This is a genomic window from Gemmatimonadota bacterium (assembly GCA_016704275.1).
GTDB lineage: Bacteria > Gemmatimonadota > Gemmatimonadetes > Gemmatimonadales > GWC2-71-9 > Palsa-1233.
In genome coordinates this window covers 245,015-270,515 of record JADJAK010000006.1, presented here as the reverse complement: position 1 = coordinate 270,515, position 25,501 = coordinate 245,015, and the positions used below count along the sequence as shown (strand labels likewise).

Annotated in this window: 29 protein-coding genes and 1 pseudogene; 20 read left to right on the top strand and 10 right to left on the bottom strand. The window is 67.4% G+C overall.

Annotation, left to right across the window (positions count from 1 at the left end; genetic code table 11):
* Positions 1–5: 5 nt before the first annotated feature.
* From IPG05_14020 to IPG05_14010, 3 genes are all read right to left on the bottom strand, one after another.
* Positions 6–929, bottom strand: a complete 924-nt coding sequence (locus IPG05_14020; GenBank protein ID MBK6496192.1) for a hypothetical protein — start codon at positions 927–929, stop codon at positions 6–8.
* Positions 930–952: 23 nt separating this feature from the next.
* On the bottom strand, positions 953–1,456 hold the full coding sequence (locus tag IPG05_14015; GenBank protein MBK6496191.1) for a hypothetical protein: 504 nt from the start codon (positions 1,454–1,456) through the stop codon (positions 953–955).
* A 118-nt stretch (positions 1,457–1,574) separates the two neighbouring features.
* Positions 1,575–1,952, bottom strand: coding sequence for a Gfo/Idh/MocA family oxidoreductase (locus IPG05_14010; GenBank protein MBK6496190.1), 378 nt, complete (start codon positions 1,950–1,952; stop codon positions 1,575–1,577).
* A 239-nt stretch (positions 1,953–2,191) separates the two neighbouring features.
* On the opposite strand from IPG05_14010, the gene IPG05_14005 reads away from it, so the two are divergent.
* The 5 genes from IPG05_14005 (at position 2,192) to IPG05_13985 (ending at position 6,554) form a co-directional block, all read left to right on the top strand.
* Entirely contained in the window at positions 2,192–3,544 is a 1,353-nt protein-coding gene (locus IPG05_14005) for an aminopeptidase P family protein (protein MBK6496189.1), read from the top strand.
* Positions 3,545–3,622: 78 nt separating this feature from the next.
* Positions 3,623–4,225 carry a helix-turn-helix domain-containing protein gene (locus tag IPG05_14000; GenBank protein MBK6496188.1) on the top strand — a complete coding sequence of 201 codons (603 nt, stop codon included), beginning with the start codon at positions 3,623–3,625 and terminating at the stop codon, positions 4,223–4,225.
* Complete coding sequence (locus IPG05_13995) at positions 4,222–5,049, top strand: SRPBCC domain-containing protein (protein MBK6496187.1); 828 nt, start codon at positions 4,222–4,224, stop codon at positions 5,047–5,049. Before IPG05_14000 ends, IPG05_13995 begins: the two co-directional genes overlap by 4 nt.
* Entirely contained in the window at positions 5,046–5,783 is a 738-nt protein-coding gene (locus IPG05_13990; protein MBK6496186.1) for a hypothetical protein, read from the top strand. The genes IPG05_13995 and IPG05_13990 overlap by 4 nt, the downstream gene beginning before the upstream one ends.
* A gap of 243 nt (positions 5,784–6,026) precedes the next feature.
* Positions 6,027–6,554: a hypothetical protein gene (locus tag IPG05_13985; protein ID MBK6496185.1), complete on the top strand. Its 528-nt coding sequence runs from the start codon at positions 6,027–6,029 to the stop codon at positions 6,552–6,554.
* Positions 6,555–6,946: 392 nt separating this feature from the next.
* Here the strand turns inward: IPG05_13985 and IPG05_13980 are convergent, their stop codons facing one another.
* Positions 6,947–7,396, bottom strand: a complete 450-nt coding sequence (locus IPG05_13980) for a hypothetical protein (GenBank protein ID MBK6496184.1) — start codon at positions 7,394–7,396, stop codon at positions 6,947–6,949.
* On the opposite strand from IPG05_13980, the gene IPG05_13975 reads away from it, so the two are divergent.
* The 5 genes from IPG05_13975 (at position 7,380) to IPG05_13955 (ending at position 10,298) form a co-directional block, all read left to right on the top strand.
* Positions 7,380–7,979, top strand: a complete 600-nt coding sequence (locus IPG05_13975) for a hypothetical protein (protein ID MBK6496183.1) — start codon at positions 7,380–7,382, stop codon at positions 7,977–7,979. The two genes, IPG05_13980 and IPG05_13975, sit on opposite strands and share 17 nt — an antisense overlap.
* A gap of 88 nt (positions 7,980–8,067) precedes the next feature.
* Entirely contained in the window at positions 8,068–8,487 is a 420-nt protein-coding gene (locus tag IPG05_13970; GenBank protein ID MBK6496182.1) for a nuclear transport factor 2 family protein, read from the top strand.
* A 137-nt stretch (positions 8,488–8,624) separates the two neighbouring features.
* Entirely contained in the window at positions 8,625–9,389 is a 765-nt protein-coding gene (locus tag IPG05_13965) for a TerC family protein (protein ID MBK6496181.1), read from the top strand.
* A gap of 261 nt (positions 9,390–9,650) precedes the next feature.
* Entirely contained in the window at positions 9,651–9,878 is a 228-nt protein-coding gene (locus IPG05_13960) for a phosphatidylethanolamine N-methyltransferase family protein (GenBank protein MBK6496180.1), read from the top strand.
* A gap of 57 nt (positions 9,879–9,935) precedes the next feature.
* Positions 9,936–10,298 carry a cupin domain-containing protein gene (locus IPG05_13955; GenBank protein ID MBK6496179.1) on the top strand — a complete coding sequence of 121 codons (363 nt, stop codon included), beginning with the start codon at positions 9,936–9,938 and terminating at the stop codon, positions 10,296–10,298.
* Here IPG05_13955 and IPG05_13950 read toward each other — a convergent pair.
* Positions 10,295–10,534: pseudogene (locus IPG05_13950) on the bottom strand (VOC family protein). The gene IPG05_13955 and the pseudogene IPG05_13950 overlap by 4 nt on opposite strands.
* 296 nt (positions 10,535–10,830) lie before the next feature.
* On the opposite strand from IPG05_13950, the gene IPG05_13945 reads away from it, so the two are divergent.
* Complete coding sequence (locus IPG05_13945; GenBank protein ID MBK6496178.1) at positions 10,831–11,280, top strand: hypothetical protein; 450 nt, start codon at positions 10,831–10,833, stop codon at positions 11,278–11,280.
* A 239-nt stretch (positions 11,281–11,519) separates the two neighbouring features.
* Here IPG05_13945 and IPG05_13940 read toward each other — a convergent pair whose 3' ends face one another.
* Positions 11,520–13,766: a PKD domain-containing protein gene (locus tag IPG05_13940; GenBank protein ID MBK6496177.1), complete on the bottom strand. Its 2,247-nt coding sequence runs from the start codon at positions 13,764–13,766 to the stop codon at positions 11,520–11,522.
* A gap of 103 nt (positions 13,767–13,869) precedes the next feature.
* Here IPG05_13940 and IPG05_13935 point away from each other — a divergent pair, with 103 nt between their 5' ends.
* Complete coding sequence (locus tag IPG05_13935) at positions 13,870–14,376, top strand: glutathione peroxidase (protein ID MBK6496176.1); 507 nt, start codon at positions 13,870–13,872, stop codon at positions 14,374–14,376.
* A 31-nt stretch (positions 14,377–14,407) separates the two neighbouring features.
* On the opposite strand, the gene IPG05_13930 is transcribed toward IPG05_13935, so the two are convergent.
* The 4 genes from IPG05_13930 to IPG05_13915 all read right to left on the bottom strand — a co-directional run bounded on the left by IPG05_13930 (position 14,408) and on the right by IPG05_13915 (position 16,725).
* Positions 14,408–14,869 carry a nuclear transport factor 2 family protein gene (locus tag IPG05_13930; GenBank protein MBK6496175.1) on the bottom strand — a complete coding sequence of 154 codons (462 nt, stop codon included), beginning with the start codon at positions 14,867–14,869 and terminating at the stop codon, positions 14,408–14,410.
* Positions 14,870–14,874: 5 nt separating this feature from the next.
* On the bottom strand, positions 14,875–15,522 hold the full coding sequence (locus IPG05_13925) for an MOSC domain-containing protein (GenBank protein ID MBK6496174.1): 648 nt from the start codon (positions 15,520–15,522) through the stop codon (positions 14,875–14,877).
* 4 nt (positions 15,523–15,526) lie between these two features.
* Complete coding sequence (locus tag IPG05_13920; GenBank protein MBK6496173.1) at positions 15,527–16,072, bottom strand: carboxymuconolactone decarboxylase family protein; 546 nt, start codon at positions 16,070–16,072, stop codon at positions 15,527–15,529.
* A 92-nt stretch (positions 16,073–16,164) separates the two neighbouring features.
* A complete protein-coding gene (locus IPG05_13915; protein MBK6496172.1) occupies positions 16,165–16,725 on the bottom strand; it encodes a TetR/AcrR family transcriptional regulator in 561 nt (186 codons plus the stop codon).
* A gap of 171 nt (positions 16,726–16,896) precedes the next feature.
* Here IPG05_13915 and IPG05_13910 point away from each other — a divergent pair, with 171 nt between their 5' ends.
* The 8 genes from IPG05_13910 to IPG05_13875 all read left to right on the top strand — a co-directional run bounded on the left by IPG05_13910 (position 16,897) and on the right by IPG05_13875 (position 25,461).
* Positions 16,897–17,418: a GNAT family N-acetyltransferase gene (locus IPG05_13910; protein ID MBK6496171.1), complete on the top strand. Its 522-nt coding sequence runs from the start codon at positions 16,897–16,899 to the stop codon at positions 17,416–17,418.
* Positions 17,419–17,506: 88 nt separating this feature from the next.
* Entirely contained in the window at positions 17,507–17,962 is a 456-nt protein-coding gene (locus tag IPG05_13905; protein ID MBK6496170.1) for an SRPBCC family protein, read from the top strand.
* Positions 17,963–18,068: 106 nt separating this feature from the next.
* Positions 18,069–18,779, top strand: coding sequence for a creatininase family protein (locus IPG05_13900; GenBank protein MBK6496169.1), 711 nt, complete (start codon positions 18,069–18,071; stop codon positions 18,777–18,779).
* Between the two features lie 53 nt (positions 18,780–18,832).
* A complete protein-coding gene (locus IPG05_13895) occupies positions 18,833–19,807 on the top strand; it encodes a ketopantoate reductase family protein (protein MBK6496168.1) in 975 nt (324 codons plus the stop codon).
* Positions 19,804–20,571: a glucose 1-dehydrogenase gene (locus tag IPG05_13890; GenBank protein MBK6496167.1), complete on the top strand. Its 768-nt coding sequence runs from the start codon at positions 19,804–19,806 to the stop codon at positions 20,569–20,571. The genes IPG05_13895 and IPG05_13890 overlap by 4 nt, the downstream gene beginning before the upstream one ends.
* Positions 20,572–20,579: 8 nt before the next feature.
* Positions 20,580–21,956, top strand: coding sequence for a dipeptidase (locus IPG05_13885; GenBank protein MBK6496166.1), 1,377 nt, complete (start codon positions 20,580–20,582; stop codon positions 21,954–21,956).
* 234 nt (positions 21,957–22,190) lie between these two features.
* Positions 22,191–23,381, top strand: coding sequence for an APC family permease (locus IPG05_13880; protein ID MBK6496165.1), 1,191 nt, complete (start codon positions 22,191–22,193; stop codon positions 23,379–23,381).
* Between the two features lies 1 nt (position 23,382).
* Positions 23,383–25,461, top strand: coding sequence for a CocE/NonD family hydrolase (locus tag IPG05_13875; protein MBK6496164.1), 2,079 nt, complete (start codon positions 23,383–23,385; stop codon positions 25,459–25,461).
* The last annotated feature ends 40 nt before the right edge of the window (positions 25,462–25,501 follow it).

The window sequence follows — 25,501 nt, the reverse complement described above, 5'->3', positions numbered from 1 at the left end:
ACGGGCTACGGTCGACCGGTGACGGTGCCGATCGCCTCGCCCAATGCCCAGGCGACGAGGAAGCCGAGGATGGCGGGCGTCGCGGCCACAAATCGCCCGGCATCCCCGCGGCGGGCGTGGACCCGGGCGTGCCGGCTCAGCACCACCAGCGGCACCAGTGGCCACGAGCATCCCAGCAGCAGTCGCTTGCCGACGCTCAGCTCGCCGGCCCGGATGTAGCCGAAGAGTCGACCCCAGTGGAATCGTTCGGCGAGCGAGACGAGCATCGGCTTCGGTGTCCGGTAGTGATCGACGACCAGCTCCGGCGTGAGGAAGAGCACTTCGCCCTGCCGCACCAGCTGCCAGTGCACCGCCGGCTCGTGAAATCGATCGATCCAGAGCGCGCGGGTCGATTCCAGCGCATGCCGCTTGTAGGTCACATTCACGTCGCTCACCCACGCGGCGGGTCCGGCAGCCAGCGGCAGCGCGTAGCGGGAGAAGTCGCAGACATAGAGCGCCCACTCGATCAGTCCGCTAGGGGCGGGCTCGATCGCCCCACCAATGACGGCCCACGGCTGCGCATGCAGCTGGACCACGGTGCGCGCCCAGTCCGGGCGGGGCACGCCGCGGTCCTCGAGGATGGCGACGATGTCGCCAGTCGCGATGGCGAGCGCCGCGGCACGACGTCGATCGTACAGCTCGTGCTGGCCGCCGGGGCTCGTGATCGGGCGCGTGGTGGACACCTGCCCCAGATCGAGGAATCGCACGGTCGGGAACGCGGGCGCGAGGGCGAGCAGATCGCGCACGCTGTCGTCGATCGGGACGAGGATCTCCATCGAGGGCGCGTGCTGCTGCTGGCAGAGCGCGGTCAAGAACCGCGGCACGGCGTCCCCGCCTTCCACCACGGTGACCACCACGCTGAGTTCGGGCGCAGTTCGAGGTGGTGCCATGGCGGAGGGGTGGAGCGGCTCGGTCAACGCATCCTGCCGAGCGGCGGGAGCTGCACCACCTGGCGGCTCTCCGAACTCTGGCGCAGCGCGTAGGCGACCTCGATCGAACGGAGACCGTCATGCCCATCCGCGAGATCGCCGCCAACGCCCCCTTCCATGCGGGCGATGAAGTCGTTCAGCTCATCGGCAAAGGACATCTGGGTCGTGACGGTCCACGATTTCAACTTCTCGCGAAGGATGACATCGGGGTAGAACTTGCGGACGGTGTGTCGCGGCGCGCCGGGGCGCTCGTGGGTGATGAGGGTGTTGCGCATCGGTCCGTAGGAGCCGCGCACCATCCCCAGGCGACCATAGACTTCCACGGCAACGCGGAAGCCGGCCCATTCGTTCCAGGTCGCGTGATAGCTCGCCGGAGTGCCCGCCTGATTGTGGAAGATGGCCATCGCGTTGTCTTCCGAGCCGGGCAGCTGCCAGACCCGCCCCGGCCGACCTTTGCCGGAAGAGAGCCATGTGATGCCGATGTCCATCGTCGCCGCCGCCCGATCCGGCATGCGGTACTGCCACTGGCGCGGAAGTGGCCGACCGTCGCCCCCAAGAGTGGGGTCGATCTCCCCAGGGTGCCGGCGGCCTGTGCCGGGTACTGCATCAGGGGAGGAATCGCTGATGGAAGCCCACCGCCAGCACGCGGTCCGCGGCCACGGCCGCCGCCACCATGCGCTGGCATCCGTCCACGGTATTGGACATCGGCTTTTCGCAGAGCACGTGCAGCCCGCGGCTGAAGGCCTCGACGCAGGCGGCCTCGTGCAGATGCACCGGGGAGGAGATGATCACCCCATCGAGCGGTTGCTCGAAGAAGGCCTCGAGGGTGGTCACGGGGACCGCGCCGCCCACGGCGGAGGCGGCGGCGACGGCCGGATCGGGGTCGAAGACGGCGGTGAGCGTGGTCCGGGGGTCCTCGTGCACCGTCCGTGCACGCAATCGTCCGATCACGCCGGCGCCAATGACTCCGAGCTTGTGCACCATGGAAGGCCCTATGGGGTTGGTGTGGATGTTCCTCGCTGGGACAGCAGGAATCATGCCCTCGGTCGCCACAGGGATGCAGCGCCACCATGCCGACGGCCAGCGCGTGCGCCGGGCTCGGCATCGTGGTAATGTGTTGGCATTCTTTATGTTAGCGGGCGTGGTCGCGGGGCGCCAGACAGGCCACCGCGATCGCAGCGCCGGACGAGGCAGGTCCGGACCCCTCACCTCTCAGGAGTCCCATGCGAAAGCTGCTGCGCGCTCCCATCGGCCTCGCTGCGCTGCTTGCGCTGTTCCCGCTCGTGGCGCCCGCCGCCCAGGCGCCGGCAGGACCCACCGGGCTGCTTCCCTGGTCGCAACAGATTCGCGTCCGCGAGTCGTGGCTCGATGCCCGGCACGCGATGCTGCTGCCGATGATGCGCCGGCATGGCATCGGGATGTGGATCGTGGTGAACGAGGAGTTCCACGACAACCCGGTGGTGCATGCGATTGCCCCGCCGCGCCCCTACACCGGCAACCGCGACGTCTTCGTCTTCGTGGACGCCGGAGCAAAGGGGCTTCGGCGCGTGGCGCTCACCGGCTATTCCGAGGACAACCTGACGCGCTGGTTCGAGAGCACGTCCGAACCCCGGCCTGCGGCGGTCGTCCTGCGTGAGCTCTATGCCGAGCACGCCCCCGCCACCATCGGCCTGGAGATCGGCGGATCACGCGGGCAGGCTCGCGCCCTCACCCACGACGCCTACACCTGGCTCGTCGGCGTGCTCGGCGACAGCACCGTGCCCCGCTTCGTCAGTGCCGCGCCGTTGATCGAGGAGCTCCTCGACACGCGTCTTGAGCAGGAGAAGCCGCACTACACTGCGGCGGTGGCGGTGACGGCGCGGATCGTCGAGCGCGCCCTCTCCAACGAGGTGATCACGCCCGGTGTCACCACGGTCGGCGACGTGCGCAACTGGCTGTACGACGCGCTGGGCGCGCACGGCGTGCGGACCTGGTTCCAGCCGGACCTGCGTGTCCAGCGGCAGGGCGGCGGATTGCCACTCTCGCGCGGCTTCCTCGCCGTGGCGCCGGAGAAGACGGTGATTCTCCCCGGTGATGTGGTGCACATCGATTTCGGGATCACCTACATGGGCTTCGACACCGACTGGCAGAAGATGGCCTACGTCCTGAAGCCGGGCGAGACCGACGCCCCGGCGGGGCTCAAGGCCGCGATGCGGAACACGAACATCCTGCAGGATGCTCTCATGCAACGCCACTCGCGTCCCGACCGTTCCGCCGGCGAGGTGTATCGGGCCACCATGCAGGAGATGAAGGAGCGCGGGATCGAGGCGATGATCTATTCGCATCCGATCGGGCTGCAGGGCCACGGCCTCGGCGCGAGCATCGACTTCCGATCGGGGGCGCGTCCGGGCGCCGATGGCAAGCGACTCCGGAAAGGCTCCTACATCTCGATCGAGCTCAATACCAAGACCGCGATCCCGGAGTGGAATGGGGAGCAACTCTTCGTGATGTTCGAAGACGATGCCTGGCTCGACGATGAGGGCTGGCACTTCTTCCGGCCGCGTCAGGAGAAGTGGTTCCTGATCGGGCGGCGCTAGGCCCATCGACCGGAAGGACGGCGGCAGGTGGCTTGCGCCCCCCTTGACAAGAAAATCTGTCAAAGGTAGAATCTCTCCATGCTTGACCTCCAAGTCATAGACGATCCGGCCGCGGCGACGTCTGCCCTTGAGCCGATCCGCAGCCGGCTGCTCTCCGAATTGGCCGTCCCCGCCTCGGCGGCGACGCTGGCCACCCGGGTCGGCTTGGGTCGCCAGAAGGTCAACTACCACCTGCATGCGCTTGAGGCCCACGGGTTGGTGCGGTTGGCTGAGGAGCGGAAATGGGGCGGGCTGACGGAGCGGCTGGTCGTCGCGACGGCCGCCTCGTACGTCGTGTCGCCGAAGGCGCTGGGTCCGATTGCCGTGAACCCGGAGCGGCAAGTCGATCGGCTCTCGGCGCGCTACCTCATTGCCCTGGGCGCCCGGATCATCCGCGAAGTGGCCGACCTCGTGGGTCGGGCGGAAAAGGCGGGGAAGCGCTTGGCGACGCTCGCGGTCGAGACCGACGTGGTCTTCCGGTCGGCGTCTGACCGTGCCGCGTTCAGCAGAGAGCTCACCGAAGCGATCGCGACGCTCGTCGCGAAGTACCACGATCCCGCCGCCCCCGGCGGACGCCCGCATCGCCTCGTCGTCGTGGCGCACCCCATTCCGCAACAGTCCGACTCCAAGGAGCTGACATGAGCATCAAGCGAGAGGCCTCCGGCCGCCGTTCCATCCAGGTCGACATCGAGGTCCCCGGCACGCCCGAGGAAGTCTGGGAAGCGATCGCCACCGGCCCGGGCATTTCTGCGTGGTTCGTGCCGGCGCAGTTCGAGGAGGAAGGCGGCAAGCCGGTCGCGGTGACGTTGGACTTCGGTCCCGCGATGGATTCGCGCTCGGTGGTGACGGCGTGGAATCCGCCGAGGCTGTTCGCCCGCGAGGGAGCTGGCTGGGCCCCGGGTTCCCCGCCGATCGCGACCGAGTTCAGCGTCGAGGCGCGCGCCGGCGGCATCTGCGTCGTGCGCGTGGTACAGAGCCTCTTCTCCAGCACGGACGATTGGGACGCGCAGCTGACTGGTGCCGAAGAGGGGTGGCCGGGCATCGCCCGCGTCCTGCGGCTCTATCTCACGCACTTCCGCGGACAGCGCTCGGCGATCATGCAGATCATGTCCCCGGTGCCGGGCACGGCCGCAGAGGCGTGGGAGACACTGACCGCGGCACTCGGGCTGCACGGCGCGCGTGTGGGGGATCGTTGCGCCGCACAGGCGGGTGTGCCCGCGCTTGGCGGCGTGGTGGAGTACATCAGCGACAGTCCGTACGGTGCCCTGATGCGGCTCGACACGCCGGGGCCCGGCACCGCTGCGTTCGGCACCATCAAGTTCGGCAGCATGGTCATGGCGACCTTGACGTTCTACATGTACGGTGAGCAGGCAGCCGAGAACGTTACCCGCTACACACCGCTGTGGCAGGCGTGGATGCAGGAACGCTTCCCGATGCCGGCCGTCATGGACGACGCCACGCCATGAGGGGCTCCCTGCATTGCGCGTCCGCACGCGCGCTGGCCCTCCTGGCCCTCATGAGTGGCGGTGCCGTGGCGCAGGTCGCGGCACAAGCGGAGAAGTACCCGCGCATGGCGACAATCGGAGAGTACCAGATGGACGAGCGCGCCGAGATCGAATTGGCGCGCAGTGCCGCGCCGAATTCGGTTGCGCGCGATGCGACGATCCTGGTGCTGGGCCCGCAGGGGTACCGGACGGCGGTCGAAGGGACGAACGGCTTTGTCTGCATGGTGGCACGGAGCTGGATGGCGGCATTCGACTGGCCGGAATTCTGGAACCCGAAGGTGCGCGCTGCCGACTGCATGAACCGTCAGGCGGCCCGCACGATTCTCCCCGTGGTGCTCTTGCGAAGCAGAATGCTGATGGCCGGGAAGTCCAAGGCCGAGATCCTGACGGCGGTCAAGGCCGCGTTCACCAACGGCGAGGTACCGGAGCTGCAAGGCGGCGCGATGTCCTACATGATGTCGCGATCGGCCTATCTGACCGATGAGGGCACCCACAACGCGCCGCATGTCATGTTCTTCACCGCGGGCGTGGACGCGAAGGATTGGGGTTCGAATGCGGCAGACTCGCCGCTCATGGCGGCTCCCTACTGGTTCTTCTCGTCGACTGATGCATCGGCAATGCAGGGGCTGCCCCCGATCGTGGTGTTCCTCATCGGGGCGGCGAACTGGTCGGACGGAACGCCCGCGCAACCCTGATTGCGGGCAAGAACTACGCGGTGTCCAGTCGAAAACGTCTTTAATCGCTCCGGCACATCCCCGGCCCTTCGCTTCCGTGTTCCCGAACCGCATGGTAGCTTGGGTCAGGCGCTGGTCGGAGCGCCTCCGGTCCGCGGGAAGGGATGGTCCCCTCCGATGTCGTCGTAGTCCCGCAGCACCCCGACAACTCATCCTCTTTTCGGACCCACCTGGCGGACACGGGTCACCACGAAAGGAGATCCCATGTCCGGCACCAGCCCCCGGCGCGCCGATCCGATCGCGCGCAGCGCCCGCCCGCTCCCCGCCACTCCCCATCTCGACTACGAGCGCAAGCAGGCAAAGGCGCTCCTCAAGCAGGTGCACGCCGGCGACGCCGACGCGTTGCGTCGCGTGCAGACGGCGCACTCCGCCGCCCTGCGCGACCACGGCGCCGAGGCGCTCCAGTTGGCCGACGTGCAGCACGTGATTGCGCGTGAGTACGGCTTCACCAGTTGGCCGAGGATGGTCGAGTACTTCGAGGTGCTCGAGCGGCACCGCCATGCCCCGCGATTCAACGTCGCCGACGACGGCCTCGCACGCTTTGAGGCGCTGGCCAAGAACGTGGTGAAGCGGCACGAGCGCGGCGATGTCATTGTGGCGCGGAGCTCGCCCACTTCGTCCCGCGCTTCTTCGCGCGGCCACTCGCGGAGATTCTCGCGGTGCCCATCACCCTCGACGAAGCACGGCTCGTCGTCGCGCGGCGCTATCGTCGGGCGAGCTGGGAGGAGTTGATCGCACGTGGCGACGACTCGCGGCGGCGCAACGACAAGGACGTGTGGGATCGAGGGAGTGGCCCACGAGCGCGCGCCGGCACCGCGATCCAGGCGCACGATGTCGACGCCCTCTCGGCGATCCTCGACGCGCACCCCGAGCTGCTCACGCCCTCCGTTTCCGATCGCGAGTGGCGCAACACGCTGGGCCCGCTGGCACTCCGCGCCGAGCGCGACGCGACGACCCCCGACGCGCGCCGCATCACCGACCTCCTCGCCGCGCGCGGCGTCGACATCCAGCAGGAACTCAACGAGCTGCTCCTCGGCTGGCCGCAGGACGGGGCGCGGACACGTGACGGCCTCCTCGCCGAGACGGTGCAGTGGTGCCTTGACCGCGGCGCCGATCCCGACTGGCTACCGCCCAACGGCATCCCGATCGTCGAGCATGCGCTCGCCCGCTTCCGAAACCCAGCGGCGGTCGATGTCATCGCCGCACGGGTCACGCCACGGCGCGCCCTCTGGATCGCCGCCGGCCTCGGCGACGTCGCCGGCGTGAAGCGCTTCATCGCCGGGAAGGGGCGGCTCACCCCGGAGGGACGGCTCAATCGCCCTGATCCGGTGGCGATGGGACTGCACCAGGGCCACCTCCCTCCCCACCACGACGCGGACGACCTCGAGATCATGTACGAGGCGTTCCAGATCGCCGGATGGAACCAGCGGTGGGCGGCGATGGATGCGCTGCTCGCCGCCGGATTCCCGATCGACCATTCGCCGTTCCAGTGGCCGCTGCTCCGCGAGGCGGTGGGGAACCTGATGGTGCCGCTCGCCGAGTTTCTCGTGCGTCGCGGTGCCGACCTCGATCACGACTGGCCGGGGCACGGCTCGGCGCGCGCCGGCCCGCGGACACGTCCAGTACTTCCACGACCCGTCATCCGACGACGTGCGCCAGCTCCTGGCCATCTGCGGCGCAGGCACCGTCGAGGAGATCCTGGCCGAGATCGATGCCACCAGGCAGTCGCCGCCGCCGATGGACGAGATGGCGGTCCGTGTGCTGCAACTGGCCGCGGACGATGCGGCGCGGCAGGCGCAGCCAGCGATCACCACCGAGCACCTGCTCGTCGGTGTCCTCCGCCTCCGCGATGGTGCCTTCCTCTCATTCCTCCACGGCACCGGCGCGGAGATGCCCCAGCTGCGCGCATTGGTCGGCACGAGGCTCCTCCCCGATGCCGATCCGCTTCAGGGAGAGGGGTTGCAGCTTGATGCCGGCGCCGAGGCGGCGATCGCGGCGGCGACGGCGGCGGCGGACGCCCGCCGCCGCGAGGGGGTCGGCCCGTGGCACCTCTGGTACGGCCTGCTGCAGCAGCGGGGCGCGCCCGGGGCGCAGCTGCTCCATCAGGTGGGGACCAAGATGGACGTCCTGTCGGAGCGATTGGCCTCCACGATGTAGTGGCGCCACGCCGTGGTCCGCGCGCGTTAGAATTGTCTATGCGTGCGGGCCCCGACGCCCCACCACATACTCCGATTGGAGCACCTCGATGACCACGCTTCGCGCCATTGCACTCCTTGCCCTCCTCGCCGGGAGCGCCTCAGCACAACAGGCCGCCGTGCCGACGCCAGAGGTGGTCGTGCAGCGCTTCGTCGATGCGGCGAATGCGCGCGACGCGAACGCGATGGCACTGCTGGTCGCGCCGGACGCCGTCTTCGAACGCTTTCCGGGTGGGCAGATCATCGCGCAGGGGCGCGACAGCATCCGCGCCCGCTACGCCCGGTCGCTGCCGCCCATGCCGCCCGCTTGGCGCATCACCGTGCAGCCGAGGATCGTCGAGGGCAACCTGGTGATCGACCAGGAGCACTTCACGGGCGGGCCGCCGGAACGGACTCAGGCAACGTGGATGTATCTCGTGCAGGGCGGGTTGATCCGCCGCGCATGGGTGCTGGACGGGAAGGCGCCGTAGCAGCCCCGTCCCGGCGCTGACATCGGTCACCGCGCGACGATGCCATCATGCACCACTACTTTGCAGTGATCGATGGCCACACCCGCTGCCGCGGCGTGAAGGCCACGTGAGGCGCGGCGCAACGGGGAGTGGAGCGAATGGAATGGCTGACTGACCCGCAGGCATGGATCGCACTCGGGACCCTGACGGCGCTTGAGGTCGTGCTGGGGATCGACAATCTGGTCTTCATCAGCATCCTCGCGTCCAAGTTGCCGGCGAGCCAGCAATCGAAGGCGCGGCGCCTTGGCCTCCTGCTCGCCGTCATTTCGCGGGTCGCGCTGCTCTTTTCGCTGGCGTGGATCATCAAGCTGACGGCCCCGCTCTTCACCATTGCGTCGAAGGACATCTCCGGACGGGACCTGATCCTGATCGCGGGCGGTCTCTTCCTGCTCGCGAAGAGCACGCACGAGATCCACAACAAGCTGGAAGGCGATGAAGGCGCCATGTCCGCTCGGGTCGCGCCCTCCTTCGGTGGCGTGCTGATCCAGATCATGCTGCTCGACGTCGTCTTCTCGCTCGACTCCGTCATCACCGCGGTCGGCATGGTCGACGACCTCAGCATCATGATCACGGCGGTGGTGATTGCCATTTCGTTCATGATCTTCTTCGCGGACGCGATCAGCGGCTTTGTGGACCGGCATCCCACGGTCAAGATGCTGGCGCTGAGCTTCCTGCTCCTCATCGGTGTGACGCTCGTCGCGGAAGGTCTGGGTCAGCATTTCCCGAAGGGCTACATCTACTTCGCCATGGCATTCTCGGTCATGGTGGAGCTCCTGAATCTCAGGATGCGCCGCCCCAAGGGACCCCCCGTCAAACTCCACTCGCCGTACGTGGCACCGCCCACCGGCGCGTCGAACGACTGATGTCCTCCGGGACGCACACGCCCGACACCCCGCGCGCCAGGACCGCCGGCGTGATCGCCCCGCCGCCGCTCATCTACGGCGTCCCGCTGCTGGCGGGCCTGCTGCTCGACCGCTGGTCGCCGTGGCCGCTCGTCGCCGGACGCGCCACGATGCCTGGCGCGCTCGTGCTGGTACTCCTCGGCTTCATTGCACTTCCGGCCGTGCTCGCCTTTTCGGAAGGCGCGCACGCATCCGGAGCCGTGGAAGCCGACCAAGGCACTGGTGACGGTCGGGCCGTATCGCTTCTCGCGGAACCCGATGTACGTCGGCTTCACGCTCTGCTATCTCGGCATCGCGGGCTGGCGGAACAGCGTCTGGCCACTGCTGGCCCTGCCGGTGGTGCTGGCGGTGATGCAGGTGGGGGTGGTCCATCGCGAGGAGCGCTATCTCGAGCGACTCTTCGGCGAGGACTACCGGGCGTATCGCGCGCGGGTGCGTCGCTGGTTCTGAGCGGAGGTTGGGACGACCACCGCAGGCCGAGCGCCACGCGCGCATCTGGGAGGGACGATGGACAAGGTCAACCTCGCCGAGAAGTTCGCCCTGATCACGGAGCATTGGCGCCCCAAGGTCGTCGGCGAACTGAACGGGCAGGAGGTCAAGCTCGCGAAGTTCAAGGGAACGTTCGTGTGGCACCAGCACGACCACGAGGACGAGCTCTTCCTCGGCGTGCGCGGCCATTTCCAGGTCGAGTTCCGGAACAGCGTGGTGGAGCTCGGTCCCGGCGAGTTCCTCGTGGTACCGCGCGGCGTGGAACACCGCACGGTCGCGGACGAGGAGGTCGAGGTGCTGATCTTCGAGCCCGCCGCGACCCGGAACACGGGGAACGTCGAGGATCCGACGTTCACCGCACCCCAGGGCGTTCGGCTCTAGCGGTCCGTCGGACCTACGCGACCAACGGCGTCGACACGCCGAGCTTGAAGCCGTCGAGATCCTTGGAACTGGAACATCCGCGCGCCCCACGGGCGATCGGCCGGCTCGCTCAGCAGCGTTCCGCCGTTGGCCTTGATCCGCTCGGCGGTGCTGTCGACGTCGGCGTAGGTTGGGACGTTGATCTGCAGGTAGAAGCCCTGCCCCTTGGTGCGCGTCCCAGCCGAGCTTGCCGTCGTCCTGGTTGAGGACGAACTGGCAGTTGCCGGCGACGATCACGGCGGCGACGACCTTCCCCTCGTTCTCGAATTGCTGCGCCACGGCGAACCCGATGGCATCGCGGTAGAAGCGGATCGAGGCCGCGAGGTCGGTGCAGGTGATGGAGCAGCCCAGGTTGGTCGCGTTCAGCGCAGGAGCGGTCATGACAGTCTCGGGAAAGGGTTTGGAGAAGGAGGCAATGATAATCGGGCCGCGCGGGTGGCGCGCGACCGACCCCCTGCAGCCAGGATTGTAGGCACCACCCTCGGAGTACCAGATGACTCGGCTTCTTCTCGCCCTGGCGGCGTTGCTCACTGTGGCCACTCCCGCATCAGGGCAATTGGTCGTGCAAACGGGCGAACGACCGCCGCGTCGGCCGGAGGTGGAGTGCACAGAGGTCTTCCTGCCGGCTCCGGGCGACACGACACGCGGCGTGTACTGGAAACCCTACGTGCGTTCCATGGTCATCATCAAGGGGCAACCACCGAAGAAGTACCTCGATTCGTTGGTCACGTTGACGATGCGAGTCGATCGACGTGGGAAGGTCGACAGCACGATCGTGACAGGGATGCCCGACTCTGGATTCGTGCGCAAACTCAGGAAGTTCAGCCGCGACCTCATTTTCGTGCCTGCCTTGTACCAGGGCTGCGCGGTGTCGGGCTGGGCCAGCATGCGATTCACCTTTGGCGCGTCCGGATCCGAGCAGCGCATCTGGCCGGACGACTGAGGGAGGGGCGCGCCGGAATCGAGCCGGAGGTGGCGGAGAAGGCGCGAGCCTGAAGCGCACTGGAGCACACCTTGGCCCCGAGCGCGCATCCGCCTTACGGAGGGGGCAACACCCGCGTCGCCTGGAAACTGAAGGTGGGGTATGCAAGGCCACTGCTGTATCGCACGGGCCAGATCAGCGTGCCGGTGAGCGTGAGCCCTGACATCGTGGCATTCAGTGAACCACCTGGGAGCGAAATCTCATCCGGCTGCGGAATGTTCACGGCCGAGGCGATCAGCGTCCCGCTCCCCAGCGTCCCCATCGTCAACGACCAAATGTACGAGGGGTCTGGCGGACAGTCGGAGCCGAGGAATGCCTTGAGCACACCCGAGAAGGAGGAATCGAGGACGGGGGCATATTGTCCTGGAGGGAACTGCTCCAGATAGAGCGCGACATGTCGGACTGGGAACGTTGTACAGGAAGAGCAACGAGTTCTGTGGCGTGCTCGTGAGACTCTGGCTCCAGCCGTTGAACAGGTTGAAGATCGTCGTGTCGGACTTCTCGCTGCCGATGCCACCAGGCGGCAACTGCGACGAGACCAGCGTGGCCGACGTGAACCGCCAGGCGAAGTTGGTGGGCGCCGCCGTGACCGGCACGGTGGCCGTCCCGAAGCCGGTCGCGGCTGGTGCGCGGACCGGGTCACGCATGGTGACAGACACCGTATAGGGCCCACCAACGGGAAAGGCATGCGTCACCGTGCTATCGCCGGTGACCGTCACCGTGGCGGGGGTGGTCCCATCGTTGAACCGCCAGACATAGATCGACTGCGCCCTGGCCAGGACGCCTGGGTGAGCCGTCAGCTTGGCGGGAACGGCCCCGGTGATTCCAGCGGGCGCCGTGACGGTCAGCACGTGATATCCGACCGTCATCTTCTGGACGTCGACGAAACCGAGCTGCCCGGGGTCGCTCGCGGGATACGGCGAGAGCGCCTTGAACACCATCAAGTAGGTGGAGAAGCCGTCGGGAATGTTAAGCGAGGAGACTGGCCTGCTACCGTCCTCCTCCCAGAAGTAGACGAATTGCTGGTCGGTGCCGGCCACAGCGCGCACCGTACACGCGCTGCACATGAAGCGCACGGTGAGTCCTTGTCCGGTCCAGACCGTGTCACCTGGCACCACGCGCGCCCAGCTCTGATCCACGGTGAGCGAATCCTCCAACTGGTACGTCGCGGGATAGCGGTCCCTGCTTGAGGTTCGCGCGACAAACTCTTGCCACCGAGCATTGATTTGCCGAAGCGGGACTTCCGCCGTGACGCCGAGGGCCCAGACCTTCCCGTAGGCCGTCGCCGGGCTGCTGACATTCTGCTGCATTGAGACCGGCGTCGCGACGCCCGAGACGAAGTTCATGGTCCTGGCGACGCCAGGGTCATTCGGATCGGCGAACGACACCACCGTCTTTGTGCCGTCGAAGGTCGCGGCATAGGCCACGACCCGGTGCCCGCCGCTCGTGCCCTGCAAGGCCATCAAGACCGGTTGCTGGGTCAGCTTGAGGGTGAGGAGAATCCAGGTGGAGGTCAGAAATTTCGTCTGGATGCCGGCCGCGATTCCCTGCTCGATGAGCGTGTACAGTTGGCGGACGCCGGAATCCCAGATCTCCTCGTAGTCACCCTGAACACCACCCGCGAAGCGGATCCCCTGGATGTTGTCCCATTGATTCACCAGGGTGGTGTCGAACTGGTGATACAGCCCCTTCCCCGCGGCGGTGGGATGGAAGTAATAGTGATAAAACATCGCCGTGATGCTCATACCTTCGCAGTCGCCACCAGGCCCGACAAAATCGCCATAGTTGGTGAATTCCCAGTCGTCCACACCGGGGCGGAACGTGGAGCTCCAGCTGCCGACCAGTGAGGCCGTGGTGGTCTTGACCCACACGATGTGGATGTCGCCGAATGCTTGCCTGAGCGATGCCGGTGCCGTGCCGAGCGAGGGGCCGCTCCCGGGAATGGCCATCTGGCTGGCGCTGAAATGCTTGGTGGCAAGCGTCACGGAGTTCTCCGTGGCGGCAACGATCGGAATCCCTTCGAGGGTGTTGGTGGCGGGGTCAAAGTAGAAGGGTGCCACCGTCTCGGTCGCGGCCAGTTGCATCGGCATCGTGAGCGTCATGTTGCTGCTGGCGTATCCCTGCCCGTTCCCGATCAGCAGCGTCGGCCCGACCTGGGAAAATCCGGTCGGCAAGGACGGTACGGCGGCAGAATCTGCAACGAGGGTCCACGACGTGGCCCCGGTGTACGCCCCCGCGGGCACCGTGATGGACAAGCCATCGAGTGGGTCACCTGCCTTGGTATAGCGGATGGTGCCACCGCCGCTCCCCACTGCGGTGCTGGTGAAGATCGGACGTCCGGTCGCACTCCCCGGCGGGGGAGGCGGCGGCGGGACCGGGTCAACAGGAGCGGCACCGCCGCACGCGGTGGCAGCGACCAACAGGGCGAGACAGGCCGGACGACGCATCGAGATCCCTGGTTCGAGTTCTTCCTGACTGGAATTCTACCACCAGAGTTCCACATCGGTGCGCCAGGGTGGTCGCAGGCCCCCACCCCCTCGATATTGCGGGATGACCACCCTCTACGACATTCCCGTGCGCACCATCGACGGCACCGAACAGACGCTCGCCCAGTACCGCGGGAAGGTGTTGCTGATCGTGAACACCGCAAGCGAATGCGGCCTCACGCCCCAGTATGCGGGACTCGAAGCGCTCCACCGCGCACTGGGCCCGCAGGGCCTCACCGTGCTCGGCTTTCCCTGCAACCAGTTCGGCGCGCAGGAACCGGGAAGCGAGGCCGACATTACGACCTTCTGCTCGACCAGCTACGACGTGACCTTCCCGATGTTCGCGAAGATCGATGTGAATGGCGATGACACGCACCCGCTGTTCCGCCTGCTGAAGGAGGAGCGGCCCGGCGTTCTCGGCACCGAGGCGATCAAGTGGAACTTCACGAAGTTCCTTGTCGGGCGAGATGGTGCCGTGATCAAGCGGTATGCGCCGACCGATACGCCGGAGTCGATGCGTGGCGACGTGGAGCAGGCGCTCGGGGCAGCTGTCGGATCGTCCCCGACCTAGCGACAACACCCGCCACCATGCCAGACGGCGCTCAGAGTCCGAGCTCGCTCAACCCGGGATGGTCAGCCGGTCGCACGCCCTGCTCCCACCGGAACTTCCGCTCCGCCTCGCTGATCGGCACGTCATTGATGCTCGCGTGCCGTTCGGCCATGTAGCCCTCCGCATCGAAGCGCCAGTTCTCGTTGCCGTGCGAGCGGAACCACTGGCCATCGGCGTCCCGCCACTCATAGACGAAGCGCACCGCGATGCGATCGCCGGTGACCGCCCACAGCTCCTTGATCAGTCGGTACTCCTGTTCCTTGGCCCACTTCCGCGTCAAGAACGCCTCAATCTCGGCGCGGCCGGTGATGAACTCCGAGCGATTCCGCCACCGACTGTCCGGTGTGTAGGCGAGCGCGACCTTGGCGGGGTCGCGCCGATTCCAGGCGTCCTCCGCGGCGCGCACCTTGAGCGTGGCGGAGGCGATATCGAACGGGGGGATAGGTGGACGCATGCGTGCTACCTCCTGCGGTGAAGGGTGACGGGGTCCCCGACGGTGATATTCCCACCGCGACCGACAGCCGCGTTGAGCGCGAGCTTCCCTCCGAAGCGTCGTCCGATATCCTTGAGCACAGCGGGATCCCGGGTGATCGTGTCTGGGTCGACCGTCGTCATCGGACAGCGTCCGCGGAGCGAGTCGAGTTCGATGATCGCGTCGCCGATCTCGAGTTCCGCGCCTTCCCAGGTGGTCTCGGCCATCCCCTCGACGCCGTTGATCAGAAGATTGGGCCGTAGTCGCCGAATGTCACGGCCGAATGCGGTGACTGCCCCATCGGTGGCCACCAGCAACGGCAAGATGTCGAACTGGTGGCCCATCGGTGCGCGTTCGAGCCAGGCGTCCTCCCCCGCAGCGGCGCGCACGAGATCGCCGGCCGCCAGGGAGTCCCATGCGTGCCCATTGACCAGCACCTCGCCCTCAGAGCTGATCGTCCCGCGCAATCCGAGCAGTTGGTATTGTCTCCGCGCAGTGCGCACACCCTCGGGACCGCGCACCCAGATCCGTCGATCGCCCGGCACGCCGAGGTCGGTGAGGGTGGCGTGGGCAAGTTGCTGCCCGGCCATCGACTTGACCGGGTAGCGCCACAACTGGCCGAGGGTGAGCGCCATCGGGCTAGGCCGCCTGCTCGATCGCCACGAGCGGGAAGTCCACTTCGGTCTCGGCCAGGTTGTTCAGATAGTTGGTGAAAATGTTGAGGGCGACGTGGCCCACCACCTCCACGATGTCGCCGTCAGTGAACCCAGCCGTGTGAGCAGCCGCAAGCGTCGCGTCTGACACGCGACCCTTGGTGCGGACGATCTCGAGCGCCAGCGTGATGGCGGCTTGCGTCTTCGGGTCGTCCGAGTGTCCGTGGCGAGCCGAGGCGAGATTGGCGGCACTGACGCCATGCATTCCGCCGATGGCGGTGTGCGCCGAAAGGCAGTACTCGCAGCCATTGGCTTGGGCTACGGCGATGGCGACCTGCTCACCGACCTTCCCGCCCAGAGGGGCCTTGCCGAGCGAGGCGAAGAAGCCGTTCATCGCGGCCAGGGTTGCAGGGGACTGGGCTGCGGTCGTGAAGAGGTTCGGGGTCGACCCGAAGAGCTTCTTGGTCGCGGCGAGGTGCTCAGCGGGCAAGCCAGTGGCGGTCGAGGGAAGAACGGGCTGAATCCGGGACATGGTGTTTCTCCGTGGCTGAGTAGGCAAAGGTATTGTACCGATCGTTCGGTACAATACCGACTGCCCCCAATCCGCGCAAGGGGCGCCCGGCCTCAGCGTCGCAGCAGTTCGTCCGGAAGACTCTGCAGCGCCCGCCCGAAGATCGCCGGCTCGTCGAGCGAGCGCGCGAGGACCAGCGCCCCCTCGATCCGCGCCACGGCATCCTCGGCGCGCGCCTGGGCTACGTGCCGTGGGAGGCCGTCGTCCCGAAGGGCGCTGGCGATCGCGTCGATCCAGCTGCGGAAGATCTTCTTCACCTGGGGATGGAAGCGGCGGGAGGCATCGCCAACACCGAGGATCGCGAGGACGCAGGCCTCGCGGCCGCCGTGATAGAACCCCTCGAGCACCTCGTTCATGGCGCGCAACCTGGCCGCTGGCTGGCCAGGCTCGCGGAGCGGCGCGAACACCGCCGCCTCGAGGGAAGCATCGAGGTGGCTGACGACTGCGCCGACCATGTCGTCCTTCCCATCGGGGAAGTAGTGGTAGAGGCTCGACTTGCCGAGACCGGTGGCCTTCGAGAGTTCGGAAAGCGAGGCACCGTCGTACCCCTGTCGGCGGACCACCGCCATCACGCGGGCGACGACTTCATCTCGGCTCAGTACGGCGGGGGGCATTGGCTCTCCAGGCGATGGAACGATCGGTACAATGTAACGCCGGGTATGATGGTGGCAACCAGCGGGGCCCAACCCCGAGCCGCCCATCGTGGCGCGCGATGACCCGGCCAGCGTATTCTGGGCGCGCGTCGGCTGACGCCCGACATTTCCCGCTGACAGGTCACGCTCGCCATGCCCACCATCCGCCACGCCACCCCGCGCGACGCCCGTGAACTCGCCCACCTCGGGGAGCGCACCTTCCGCGACGCGTTCGGCCCGATGAACACGCCCGAGAACATGGACCACCACACCCGGGAACGGTATGGCGAGGCGATCCAGGCACGGGAGATCGCCGACCCCGGTCTGACGACGTTGGTGTGCGAGGTGGGTGGCGCGCTGATCGGATTCACCCAGCTCCGCTGGGAGGTGGCACCGCCGTGCGTCGCGGCGAACGCCCCCGGCGAGATCCAGCGACTCTACGTGGCGAGTGAATGGCACGGCCAGGGCGTCGCCCAGCAGTTGATGGAGGCGGCGCTCGGGCTGATGCAGGCGCGCCGCTGCGACGTGGCCTGGCTCGGTGTCTGGGAACACAACCCGCGGGCGATCGCCTTCTACCACAAGTATGGATTCGCCGAGGTCGGCGAGCTCCCCTTCTCCCTCGGCGACGACGACCAGCGGGACCTGGTGATGGCCCGGCCCCTTGTCATGATCTGACCCGCGCCCGCGCAGTACACTTACTGGAGTCCCAGACCCAGCCCGCCTGAGGAGGCGGTCCCGACAGCCTTCAACCCCCTGACGCGCCATGCCAAACATTCGCCTCTCGGAAGTTCGACAGATTCCCGCCCCCGCTCCCGCGATCTATGAGATCATCGCGGACTACCGGACAGGGCACCCCCACATCCTCCCAGCCAAATACTTCGGGGCGCTCGACGTCCTCGAGGGGGGCCGCGGCGCCGGCACGAAGATCCGCTTCGAGATGAAGGCGTTCGGCCGCCTGAACATCGCCACCGGTGATGTCACCGAGCCGCGGCCGGGGACGGAGCTGCGGGAGACGCTCACCTCCGGCATCGTCACCACCTTTCTGGTCGAGCCGCGCGAACCGAACGCTGCCATGGTCACGATCACGACCGAATACGACAAGCCCGGCATCCTGGGATGGTTCGAGAAGATCCTGGCGACGTCGTACCTGCGCCGCGTGTACACCGCCGAGCTCGCGCAGCTTGAGCGCGTCGCGCTGGAGCGTCTGCGCACTTCCTGACCTGATGCGGGGCGGCAACCAATCCGGGACGGCCGGGTATCTTACGCTCCGCCTCGTGGGGCGCTATTCTCCTCGCACCCCGATCAACCCCCGGAAACAACGCCCCATGCGCATCAGTGACATGCACTGGATGCAGGTCGACGCGTATCTCAAGCGCGACGACCGCGCCGTCTTGCCCCTCGGCAGCACCGAACAGCACAGCTATCTCCGACTCACCGTCGACTGCATCCTTCCCGAGAAAGTGGCCGTGGATGCGGCCGAACCGCTCGGCATCCCGGTCTTTCCGGTGCTCTCGTACGGCGTGACGCCGTACTTCCGGGAGTATCCGGGATCGATCTCGATCCGGGTCGAGACCCACCTCGCCATCGTGCGCGACATTCTCGACGGGATGGCGCACAGCGGCTTCCGACGGATCATGATCTGCAACGGCCATGGCGGGAACGGCGCGGTGCAGCAGTTCGCGCAGGAATGGGCCGCCGATCATCCAGGCTGCAAGGTGCTCTTCCACAACTGGTGGAATGCCCCGAAGACCTGGGCCAAGGTGCAGGCGATCGACCCGGTGGCCTCGCACGGCTCGTGGATGGAGAACTTCCCCTGGACGCGGCTTCCGGGTGTGGAGTATCCCACCACGCAGCGCCCGATGGTCGACCTCGCCAAGGTCCGGATGCTCGACCCGGTCGCGATGCGCGACTACATCCCCGATGGCAACTACGGCGGCCTCTACCAGCGCCCCGATGAGGATGTCCTTGCCCTCTGGCAGGTCGCCGTCGAAGAGACGCGAGAACTGCTTGATGGCGCGTGGGGTGGCCCATCGTGACCGCGCCCCGGACGCGCTGTCTCGTCTGGGGAGCTGGGGCGATCGGCGGCACCATGGGGGCGTTCCTGGCCAAGGCCGGGCACGAGGTGACCCTGGTCGACAACGTCCCCGACCATGTGGCCGCCATCAACGACGCCGGGCTCCGGATCACCGGACCGATCGCCGAGTTCACCGCGACGGTGCCGGCTTTCACGCCGGAGACGCTGCGCGGGACGTGGGAGACGATCATCCTCGCGACCAAGGCGCACCACACCGCCGGCGCGGTGCGTTCGCTCCTGCCTCACCTTGCGGACGATGGCTGCGTCGTCTCGGCGCAGAACGGCCTCAACGAGTTGACCATCGCCGAGGTCGTGGGCGAGGCGCGCACCGTTGGGGCGTTCGTCAATTTCGGCGCGGACTATCTGGAACCCGGGGTGCTCTTCTACGGCGGCCGAGGCACCGTGACGGTCGGTGAGGCATTCGGCCCCGCCGTCGAGCGGATCTCGCCGCGCGTGCTGGCCATCCGGGACAGCTGGCGCGACTTCGACGAACGCGCCTTCGCCACCGACAACATCATGGGCTATCTCTGGGGGAAGGAGGCGTACGGCGCCATGCTGTTCGTCACCGCCCTCACCAACGACTCGATCGCCGATGCGCTGGCGATGCCCGAGTATCGCGGCGTGTACGTCGCCATCGCCCGCGAGATGCTCGCCGTGGCCGCCGCCCACCACGTGCAGCCGATGGCGTTCGACGGCTTCGACCCGGCGGCCTACCGTCCCGACGCCCCGGCGGACGCCGCGACGCAATCGCTCGATGCGCTGGTCGCCCACAACCGCCGCTCGGCCAAGACGCACAGCGGCATCTGGCGCGACCTCGCCATCCGCAAGCGCCCCACCGAGGTCGATGCCCAGCTCGGCATCGTGGTGCGACTCGGTGCCGCGGCCGGCGTGCCCACGCCGCTGACGACGCGGGTGGTCACGATGATCCAGGAGATCGAGCGCGGCACCCGCCCGCAAGCGCGCGAGAACCTCGAGGCACTCACGACGTGAATCAGGACTTCAGCGGCCGGACCGCCATCGTCACCGGTGCGGCCCACGGCTTCGGCCGGGCGATTGCGCTCGCCTTCGCCACGCGCGGCGCCAGCGTCTGGGCGTGCGACGTGCTCGAGGACGAAGTGATGGAGACCGAGCGGCTCTGCCGGGCAGCCGGTGGTGACTGCACCGCGCGGGTCGTCGACGTGCGCGACAAGCCCGCAGTCGAGCGACTGGCGACCGAAGCCGCGCAGGCGACGGGCTCCGTGCACGTTCTGGTGAACAACGCCGGCGGTGTGCTCGGGCAGGTCGGACAACCACTCGAACAGGTGCTCCCCGAACAGTGGCAGGCGATCTTCGACGTGAACGTCACCGGCGCCTTCCACTTCGCGCAGGCGGTGGCGCCCGGGATGAAGACGGCGAAGTCCGGCCGCATCATCAACATCTCCAGCGGCGCCGGCCTCGGCATCTCGCTCACCGGCATCCAGGCCTACGCCTCGGCGAAGGCGGCCCAGATCGGACTCACCCGACAGTTGGCGCATGAGTTGGGGCCGTGGGGCATCACCGTGAACAACGTCGCTCCCGGCTTCGTCCGTTCCAACCCGACGACCGAACGGCAGTGGGAGTCCTACGGACCGGAGAAGCAGCGGGCGCTCGTCGAGAGCATCGCCCTCAAGCGACTCGGTACCGTCGAGGACATCGCCGCCGGCGTGCTCTTCTTCGCCTCCGAATCGGCGCGTTGGGTGACGGGACAGGTTCTTTCCATTGATGGTGGCCGATGACAGACATCATGCCGGTGCTCGAGCACCTCGACGCGGCGCACGACCGGATCCTGGCTGAACTGGTGGAGTTTGCCACGATCCCCAGCGTCAGCACCGACCCAGCGCATGCCGCCGACATGCACGCCGCGGCCGAGTGGGTCGCCGCCAAGTTGCAGGCCGCCGGGCCGTTCACGGTGCAGATCATGCCCACGGCCGGCAACAGCATCGTCTACGGCGAGTGGCTCGGCGCCCAGGGTGCGCCGACCGTGCTGGTCTACGGACACTACGATGTGCAGCCGGTCGACCCGATTGAGCTCTGGACCACGCCACCCTTCCAGCCGACGGTGCGCGACGGCCGCCTCTACGCCCGCGGCATCTCCGACGACAAGGGACCGATGTTCATCCCGATCAAGGTCGCCGAGGCGTTCTTCGCCGTGGATGGGCGGTTGCCGCTCAACGTGAAGTTCATGCTCGAGGGTGAGGAAGAGGTCGGCAGCAGCCACCTCGAGGAGTTTGTCGAGGCGAACCGCGCCCTGCTCGCCGCCGACGTGGTCATCTCCGCCGACGGCGCGATGTGGCGGATCGACGAACCGTCGATCACGATTGCCAACCGTGGCCTCTGCGGGCTCGAACTGACGCTGCGCGGCGCGTCGAAGGATCTGCACTCTGGTCGGCATGGCGGCAGCGTCGCCAATCCGTTGCATGCGATGGCGCAGCTGATTGCTTCGCTGCATGACGCCGAGGGGCGCGTGACGGTGGCCGGGTTCTATGACCAGGTGGTCGAGCTGAGCGCGGCGGAGCGCGCCGAGATTGCCGCGCTGCCGTTCGATGAGGCGACGTACCTGGCGCAGGTTGGCGCGCCCGCGGCGGTCGGGGAGCCGGGCTACACCACGATCGAGCGGCAGTGGACGCGGCCCACGCTCGAGGTGAACGGGATGTGGGGTGGCTATCAGGGGCCGGGGCAGAAGACGGTGGTGCCGTCGGAGGCGCACGCCAAGATCACCTGCCGCCTGGTGCCGGATCAGTCGCCGGACGACGTGGTGGCGCTGGTGATGCGCCACCTCGAGGCACACGTCCCGGCGGGAACCACGCTCAGCGCGCAGGTGGCAGACCACGGCGCACGCGCCGCACGGATTCCCCGCGACCACCCGGCGCTCACGTCGGCTGAGGCCGCGTTGCGCGACACGTACGGCACGCCACCGTTGATCGTCCGCATGGGCGGCACGGTACCGGTGGCCGAGATCTTCCAGCGCACCATGGGGCTCGGCACCGTCTTCTTCTCCTTCTCGACCGGCGACGAGGACTTTCACGCGCCGAACGAGTTCTTCCGCATCCATCGACTGCACGAGGGGCTGGCCGCCTGGACCAGGCTCTGGGATCGCCTCGGCAAGGAGCGCACGGCATGACGCTGGCTCAGGACGAGGCACGGGTCGAGGCGCACAGCGCCGGGCTCAAGAAGGAGCTTGGCGTCCGGGACCTGGCGCTCACCCAGATCCTCTTCATCATCGGCCTCACCTGGATCGGCGTGGCGGGGAAGCTCGGACCGTCGCACGTGGTGCTCTGGCTGACCGCCATGGTGCTCTTCTACCTGCCGATGGCGGCGGTGGTGATCTACCTGAACCAGTTGATGCCGCTGGAAGGTGGCCTGTATCAGTGGGCCAAGCTGGGGTTCAATCCGAAGATCGGATTTCCTGCTGGCATGGAATCTCTGGCTCTACGTGATCGTCTTCACGTCGGAGATCGGCATCCAGTGCGCGACCTACCTCTCCTATGCGCTCGGTCCCAGTGCGGCGTGGATGACGTCGAGCAGCTGGTTCGTCGCGCTCTCGTCGGCGATCATCCTCACCTTGATGGCGACGGCGGCGACGATCGGCCTGGCGGTGGGCAAGTGGGTGCACAATATCGGCGGCGTCTTCATGCTGATCATCTTCGGCGTGCTGATCGCGTTGCCATTCATCGGGCTGGCGACCGGACATCTCGGCGAGTTTCACCCCTTCCGGACCGAGCTCCCCGAGATGTCGCTCCTCAACCTGAACATCCTCGGGAAGATGGGATTCGGCGCCCTCGGCGGCTTCGAGTACATGGCGATCCTCGCCGGCGAGACGCGCGCCCCGGCAAGCGCGATCCGGCGCTCGGTGTACATCGCCGCGCCGATCATCGCGGTCATGTTCATCCTCGGCACGGCGACGGTCGTCGCGTATGTCCCGACCAACGAGATCGACCTGATCGGGCCGATGCCGCAGGTGTTGCGCGCGGGCTTCGAACCGTTCGGCATCGCGGGGCCACTGGTGACGATCGCGATCCTGATGACGCTGGCGATGCGCGTGGCGCAGGTCAGCGTCAGCTTCACCGCGGTCACGCGGCTCCCGATGGTGGCCGGCTGGGACCGGATGCTGCCGGCGGCGTTCAGCAAGCTGCATCCGCGCTACCGGACGCCGGTGAACTCGATCCTGCTGGTGGCGATCTGCTCGTTCGTCCTGTCACTGGTGAGCCAGGTCGGCGTCGGGCAAGCGGAGGCGTTCCAGTTGCTGTTCAATGCGGGCGGCATCTTCTACGCGCTGGCGTACGTGGTGATGTTCTCGATCCCGTTGTTCGGGCTGCGGAACGTGACGCCGCGGCCATCGCCCCTGCTGCGGATTGCCTCACTGTCCGGCCTGTTGATGACACTGTTGTATATCGTGGTCGCGGTATTCCCGATCATTCCGGTGGAGAGCGTCGGCAGTTTCGCGCTCAAGATCGGCGTGGTGGTGCTGGTGATGAACCTGGTCGGCGTGGCCATCCTGGTTGCCGCCCAGCGGCGATCTTCCTCGGTTCCGGACATGGGAGCGTAAGATGATGATTCGAACCTCGCGCACGGGCGGCGCTCGCTGGGCCGTCATCCTGGTGGTGCTGGTCGCGCTCGGGGCGGGTGCCCTGGCCGCGCGCCGCCGCGTGCCGGTCCTCGCCGGCGAATGGGATGTGTACATCGCCCTGAGCGCCAAGCCGAAGTTCGGCTTCGAGGGATGGCGGCGGATGGCCTACGCGCACTTCGCCGGCACCGACTCGGCCAACGCCGGATTCCTGCGTCGGCGCACCGGTGCCCCGATGCTGACGGTGGCCAAGGTGACGACCAAGGGCGACTCCCTCCTGTTGGCACAGGACGCCAACACGGTGCTCCGCGCCGCGTGGCACGGCGACACGCTCGAAGGGGTGCAGTACACCAACGACCGGCCGATGGATCGCCGGTATCGGTTGGTTCGCCGGGCGACCCCCGGCGCCCCCGAGCCGACCCATCAGATCTGGAAGATGCCGGCGTCGGACTCGCAGTATGCCACCGTGGTCGACACCACGACGCTGATGCCGGTCCGTGACGGCACCATGCTGGAGACGTACATCGTCATGCAGCGCTCGCCGTACCGCGCGTCCAACCCTGGTCCGGGGCGGTGGTGGGCTGCGCGTGGCTACATCTTCGTCGGCCAGCTGGTGCGCGAGCGCGGCAAGTCCACGGGCAGGATCGAGGAGTTCGGCGACTACAGCCATGACATCGAGGACGGCTACGACGCCGTCGAGTGGGCGGCGAAGCTCCCAGGCGCCAACGGCAAGGTCGGCTTGATTGGCCACTCCGACGAGGGCCGGCTGGCCTGGTACGCTGCGGTGAGCGCCCCGCCGCACCTCGCGGCGATCGCGCCCTCCGCGGCGACCAGCGACCCCTGGCGGATCGTCCCGTACGCCGCGATGGCGTTCGGCCCGATCAACATCAGCTGGGCCTGCATGATGCGGGATCGGAACATGGCCACCAACGGGGCGGACCTCGAAATCGGCGAGGCGATCACCCACCTCCCGCTCTCCGCGCTGCCGGCGCGCCTGGGGTGCGCCCCCAACGCGATCTGGGACCGCTGGATCGCGCACCCGACACTCGACGCGTTCTGGCGCGCGCGCGCCGTCACCACCTACATCGACAAGGTGAAGGTGCCGGCGATGTCCCTGGCCGGTTGGCACGACGACGCGCGTGGCCCGCTCGACTACACCAACGCGCTCCTCAAGGTGAAGAATCACCCGGCGTGGCATCTGGTCATGGGCGTCCATGCCCACAAGGGCGTGGATTACGTCGCCGGCGACTTCGGACCGCAGGCGCGCTACGAATACCGCGACATGCAGATCCGCTGGTTCGACCACTACCTGCTCGGCCGGGACAACGGCGTCGAGAAGATGCCGCCGGTCGACATCTTCGTGCAGGGCGACAACAGCTGGCGTCAGGAGCAGGAGTGGCCGCTCAAGCGGGCGCGGGCGATGAAGTGGTATGTCTCGTCTGGCGGGCGGGCGCAGACGAGTGCGGGCGACGGTGTGCTCGACACCCTGCCGCCGCGCGGCGCGGTGGCCGACACCTTCACCTACAACCCCGGCGACCCGACGCCGTACCTGATCGATTCGCGCGAGCTCGAAGAGTCGCTGAACGAGGACTACACCAAGTTGAATGCCACCCGGCGCGACGCACTGGTCTTCACCTCGAAGCCGCTCACCAAGCCACTCGAAGTCACCGGCGAGATGACGGCGACGATCTGGGCCTCCAGCGACGCCAAGGACACCGACTGGGCCGTCATGCTGCTCGATGTCTTCCCCGACGGCCACGCCGAGCGGGTGCAGGACGGCTTCGTGCGGGCACGCTTCCGGAAGGGAATGGACAAGGTGGTCCCCTTGGTGAAGGGGCAGATCGAGCAATACGAGATCGACCTCTGGTTCACGTCCAAGGTGTTCGCCCCCGGCCATCGGCTCCGGGTCAGCATCACCTCGGCGCTCTTCCCGAAGTACAACCGGAACTTGAACACCGGCGGCAACAACGAGAAGGAGTCGATCTTCGTCTCGGCGCATCAGCGACTGATCCACGACGCGGCCCACCCGAGCCACATCGTGCTGCCCGTCATCCCGCGCTAGGCATCGCGCCACGCAGAACAGATCGCCGGTGTCGGACTCG

Excerpts from the sequence above, each read along its gene's own strand:
- IPG05_14020 (MBK6496192.1), bottom strand. The coding sequence starts at position 929 with ATGGCACCACCTCGAACTGCGCCCGAACTCAGCGTGGTGGTCACCGTG.
- IPG05_14015 (MBK6496191.1), bottom strand. The coding sequence starts at position 1,456 with ATGGACATCGGCATCACATGGCTCTCTTCCGGCAAAGGTCGGCCGGGG.
- IPG05_14010 (MBK6496190.1), bottom strand. The coding sequence starts at position 1,952 with ATGGTGCACAAGCTCGGAGTCATTGGCGCCGGCGTGATCGGACGATTG.
- IPG05_14005 (MBK6496189.1), top strand. The coding sequence starts at position 2,192 with ATGCGAAAGCTGCTGCGCGCTCCCATCGGCCTCGCTGCGCTGCTTGCG.
- IPG05_14000 (MBK6496188.1), top strand. The coding sequence starts at position 3,623 with ATGCTTGACCTCCAAGTCATAGACGATCCGGCCGCGGCGACGTCTGCC.
- IPG05_13995 (MBK6496187.1), top strand. The coding sequence starts at position 4,222 with ATGAGCATCAAGCGAGAGGCCTCCGGCCGCCGTTCCATCCAGGTCGAC.
- IPG05_13990 (MBK6496186.1), top strand. The coding sequence starts at position 5,046 with ATGAGGGGCTCCCTGCATTGCGCGTCCGCACGCGCGCTGGCCCTCCTG.
- IPG05_13985 (MBK6496185.1), top strand. The coding sequence starts at position 6,027 with ATGTCCGGCACCAGCCCCCGGCGCGCCGATCCGATCGCGCGCAGCGCC.
- IPG05_13970 (MBK6496182.1), top strand. The coding sequence starts at position 8,068 with ATGACCACGCTTCGCGCCATTGCACTCCTTGCCCTCCTCGCCGGGAGC.
- IPG05_13965 (MBK6496181.1), top strand. The coding sequence starts at position 8,625 with ATGGAATGGCTGACTGACCCGCAGGCATGGATCGCACTCGGGACCCTG.
- IPG05_13955 (MBK6496179.1), top strand. The coding sequence starts at position 9,936 with ATGGACAAGGTCAACCTCGCCGAGAAGTTCGCCCTGATCACGGAGCAT.
- IPG05_13945 (MBK6496178.1), top strand. The coding sequence starts at position 10,831 with ATGACTCGGCTTCTTCTCGCCCTGGCGGCGTTGCTCACTGTGGCCACT.
- IPG05_13940 (MBK6496177.1), bottom strand. The coding sequence starts at position 13,766 with ATGCGTCGTCCGGCCTGTCTCGCCCTGTTGGTCGCTGCCACCGCGTGC.
- IPG05_13935 (MBK6496176.1), top strand. The coding sequence starts at position 13,870 with ATGACCACCCTCTACGACATTCCCGTGCGCACCATCGACGGCACCGAA.
- IPG05_13930 (MBK6496175.1), bottom strand. The coding sequence starts at position 14,869 with ATGCGTCCACCTATCCCCCCGTTCGATATCGCCTCCGCCACGCTCAAG.
- IPG05_13925 (MBK6496174.1), bottom strand. The coding sequence starts at position 15,522 with ATGGCGCTCACCCTCGGCCAGTTGTGGCGCTACCCGGTCAAGTCGATG.
- IPG05_13920 (MBK6496173.1), bottom strand. The coding sequence starts at position 16,072 with ATGTCCCGGATTCAGCCCGTTCTTCCCTCGACCGCCACTGGCTTGCCC.
- IPG05_13915 (MBK6496172.1), bottom strand. The coding sequence starts at position 16,725 with ATGCCCCCCGCCGTACTGAGCCGAGATGAAGTCGTCGCCCGCGTGATG.
- IPG05_13910 (MBK6496171.1), top strand. The coding sequence starts at position 16,897 with ATGCCCACCATCCGCCACGCCACCCCGCGCGACGCCCGTGAACTCGCC.
- IPG05_13905 (MBK6496170.1), top strand. The coding sequence starts at position 17,507 with ATGCCAAACATTCGCCTCTCGGAAGTTCGACAGATTCCCGCCCCCGCT.
- IPG05_13900 (MBK6496169.1), top strand. The coding sequence starts at position 18,069 with ATGCGCATCAGTGACATGCACTGGATGCAGGTCGACGCGTATCTCAAG.
- IPG05_13895 (MBK6496168.1), top strand. The coding sequence starts at position 18,833 with ATGGGGGCGTTCCTGGCCAAGGCCGGGCACGAGGTGACCCTGGTCGAC.
- IPG05_13885 (MBK6496166.1), top strand. The coding sequence starts at position 20,580 with ATGCCGGTGCTCGAGCACCTCGACGCGGCGCACGACCGGATCCTGGCT.
- IPG05_13875 (MBK6496164.1), top strand. The coding sequence starts at position 23,383 with ATGATGATTCGAACCTCGCGCACGGGCGGCGCTCGCTGGGCCGTCATC.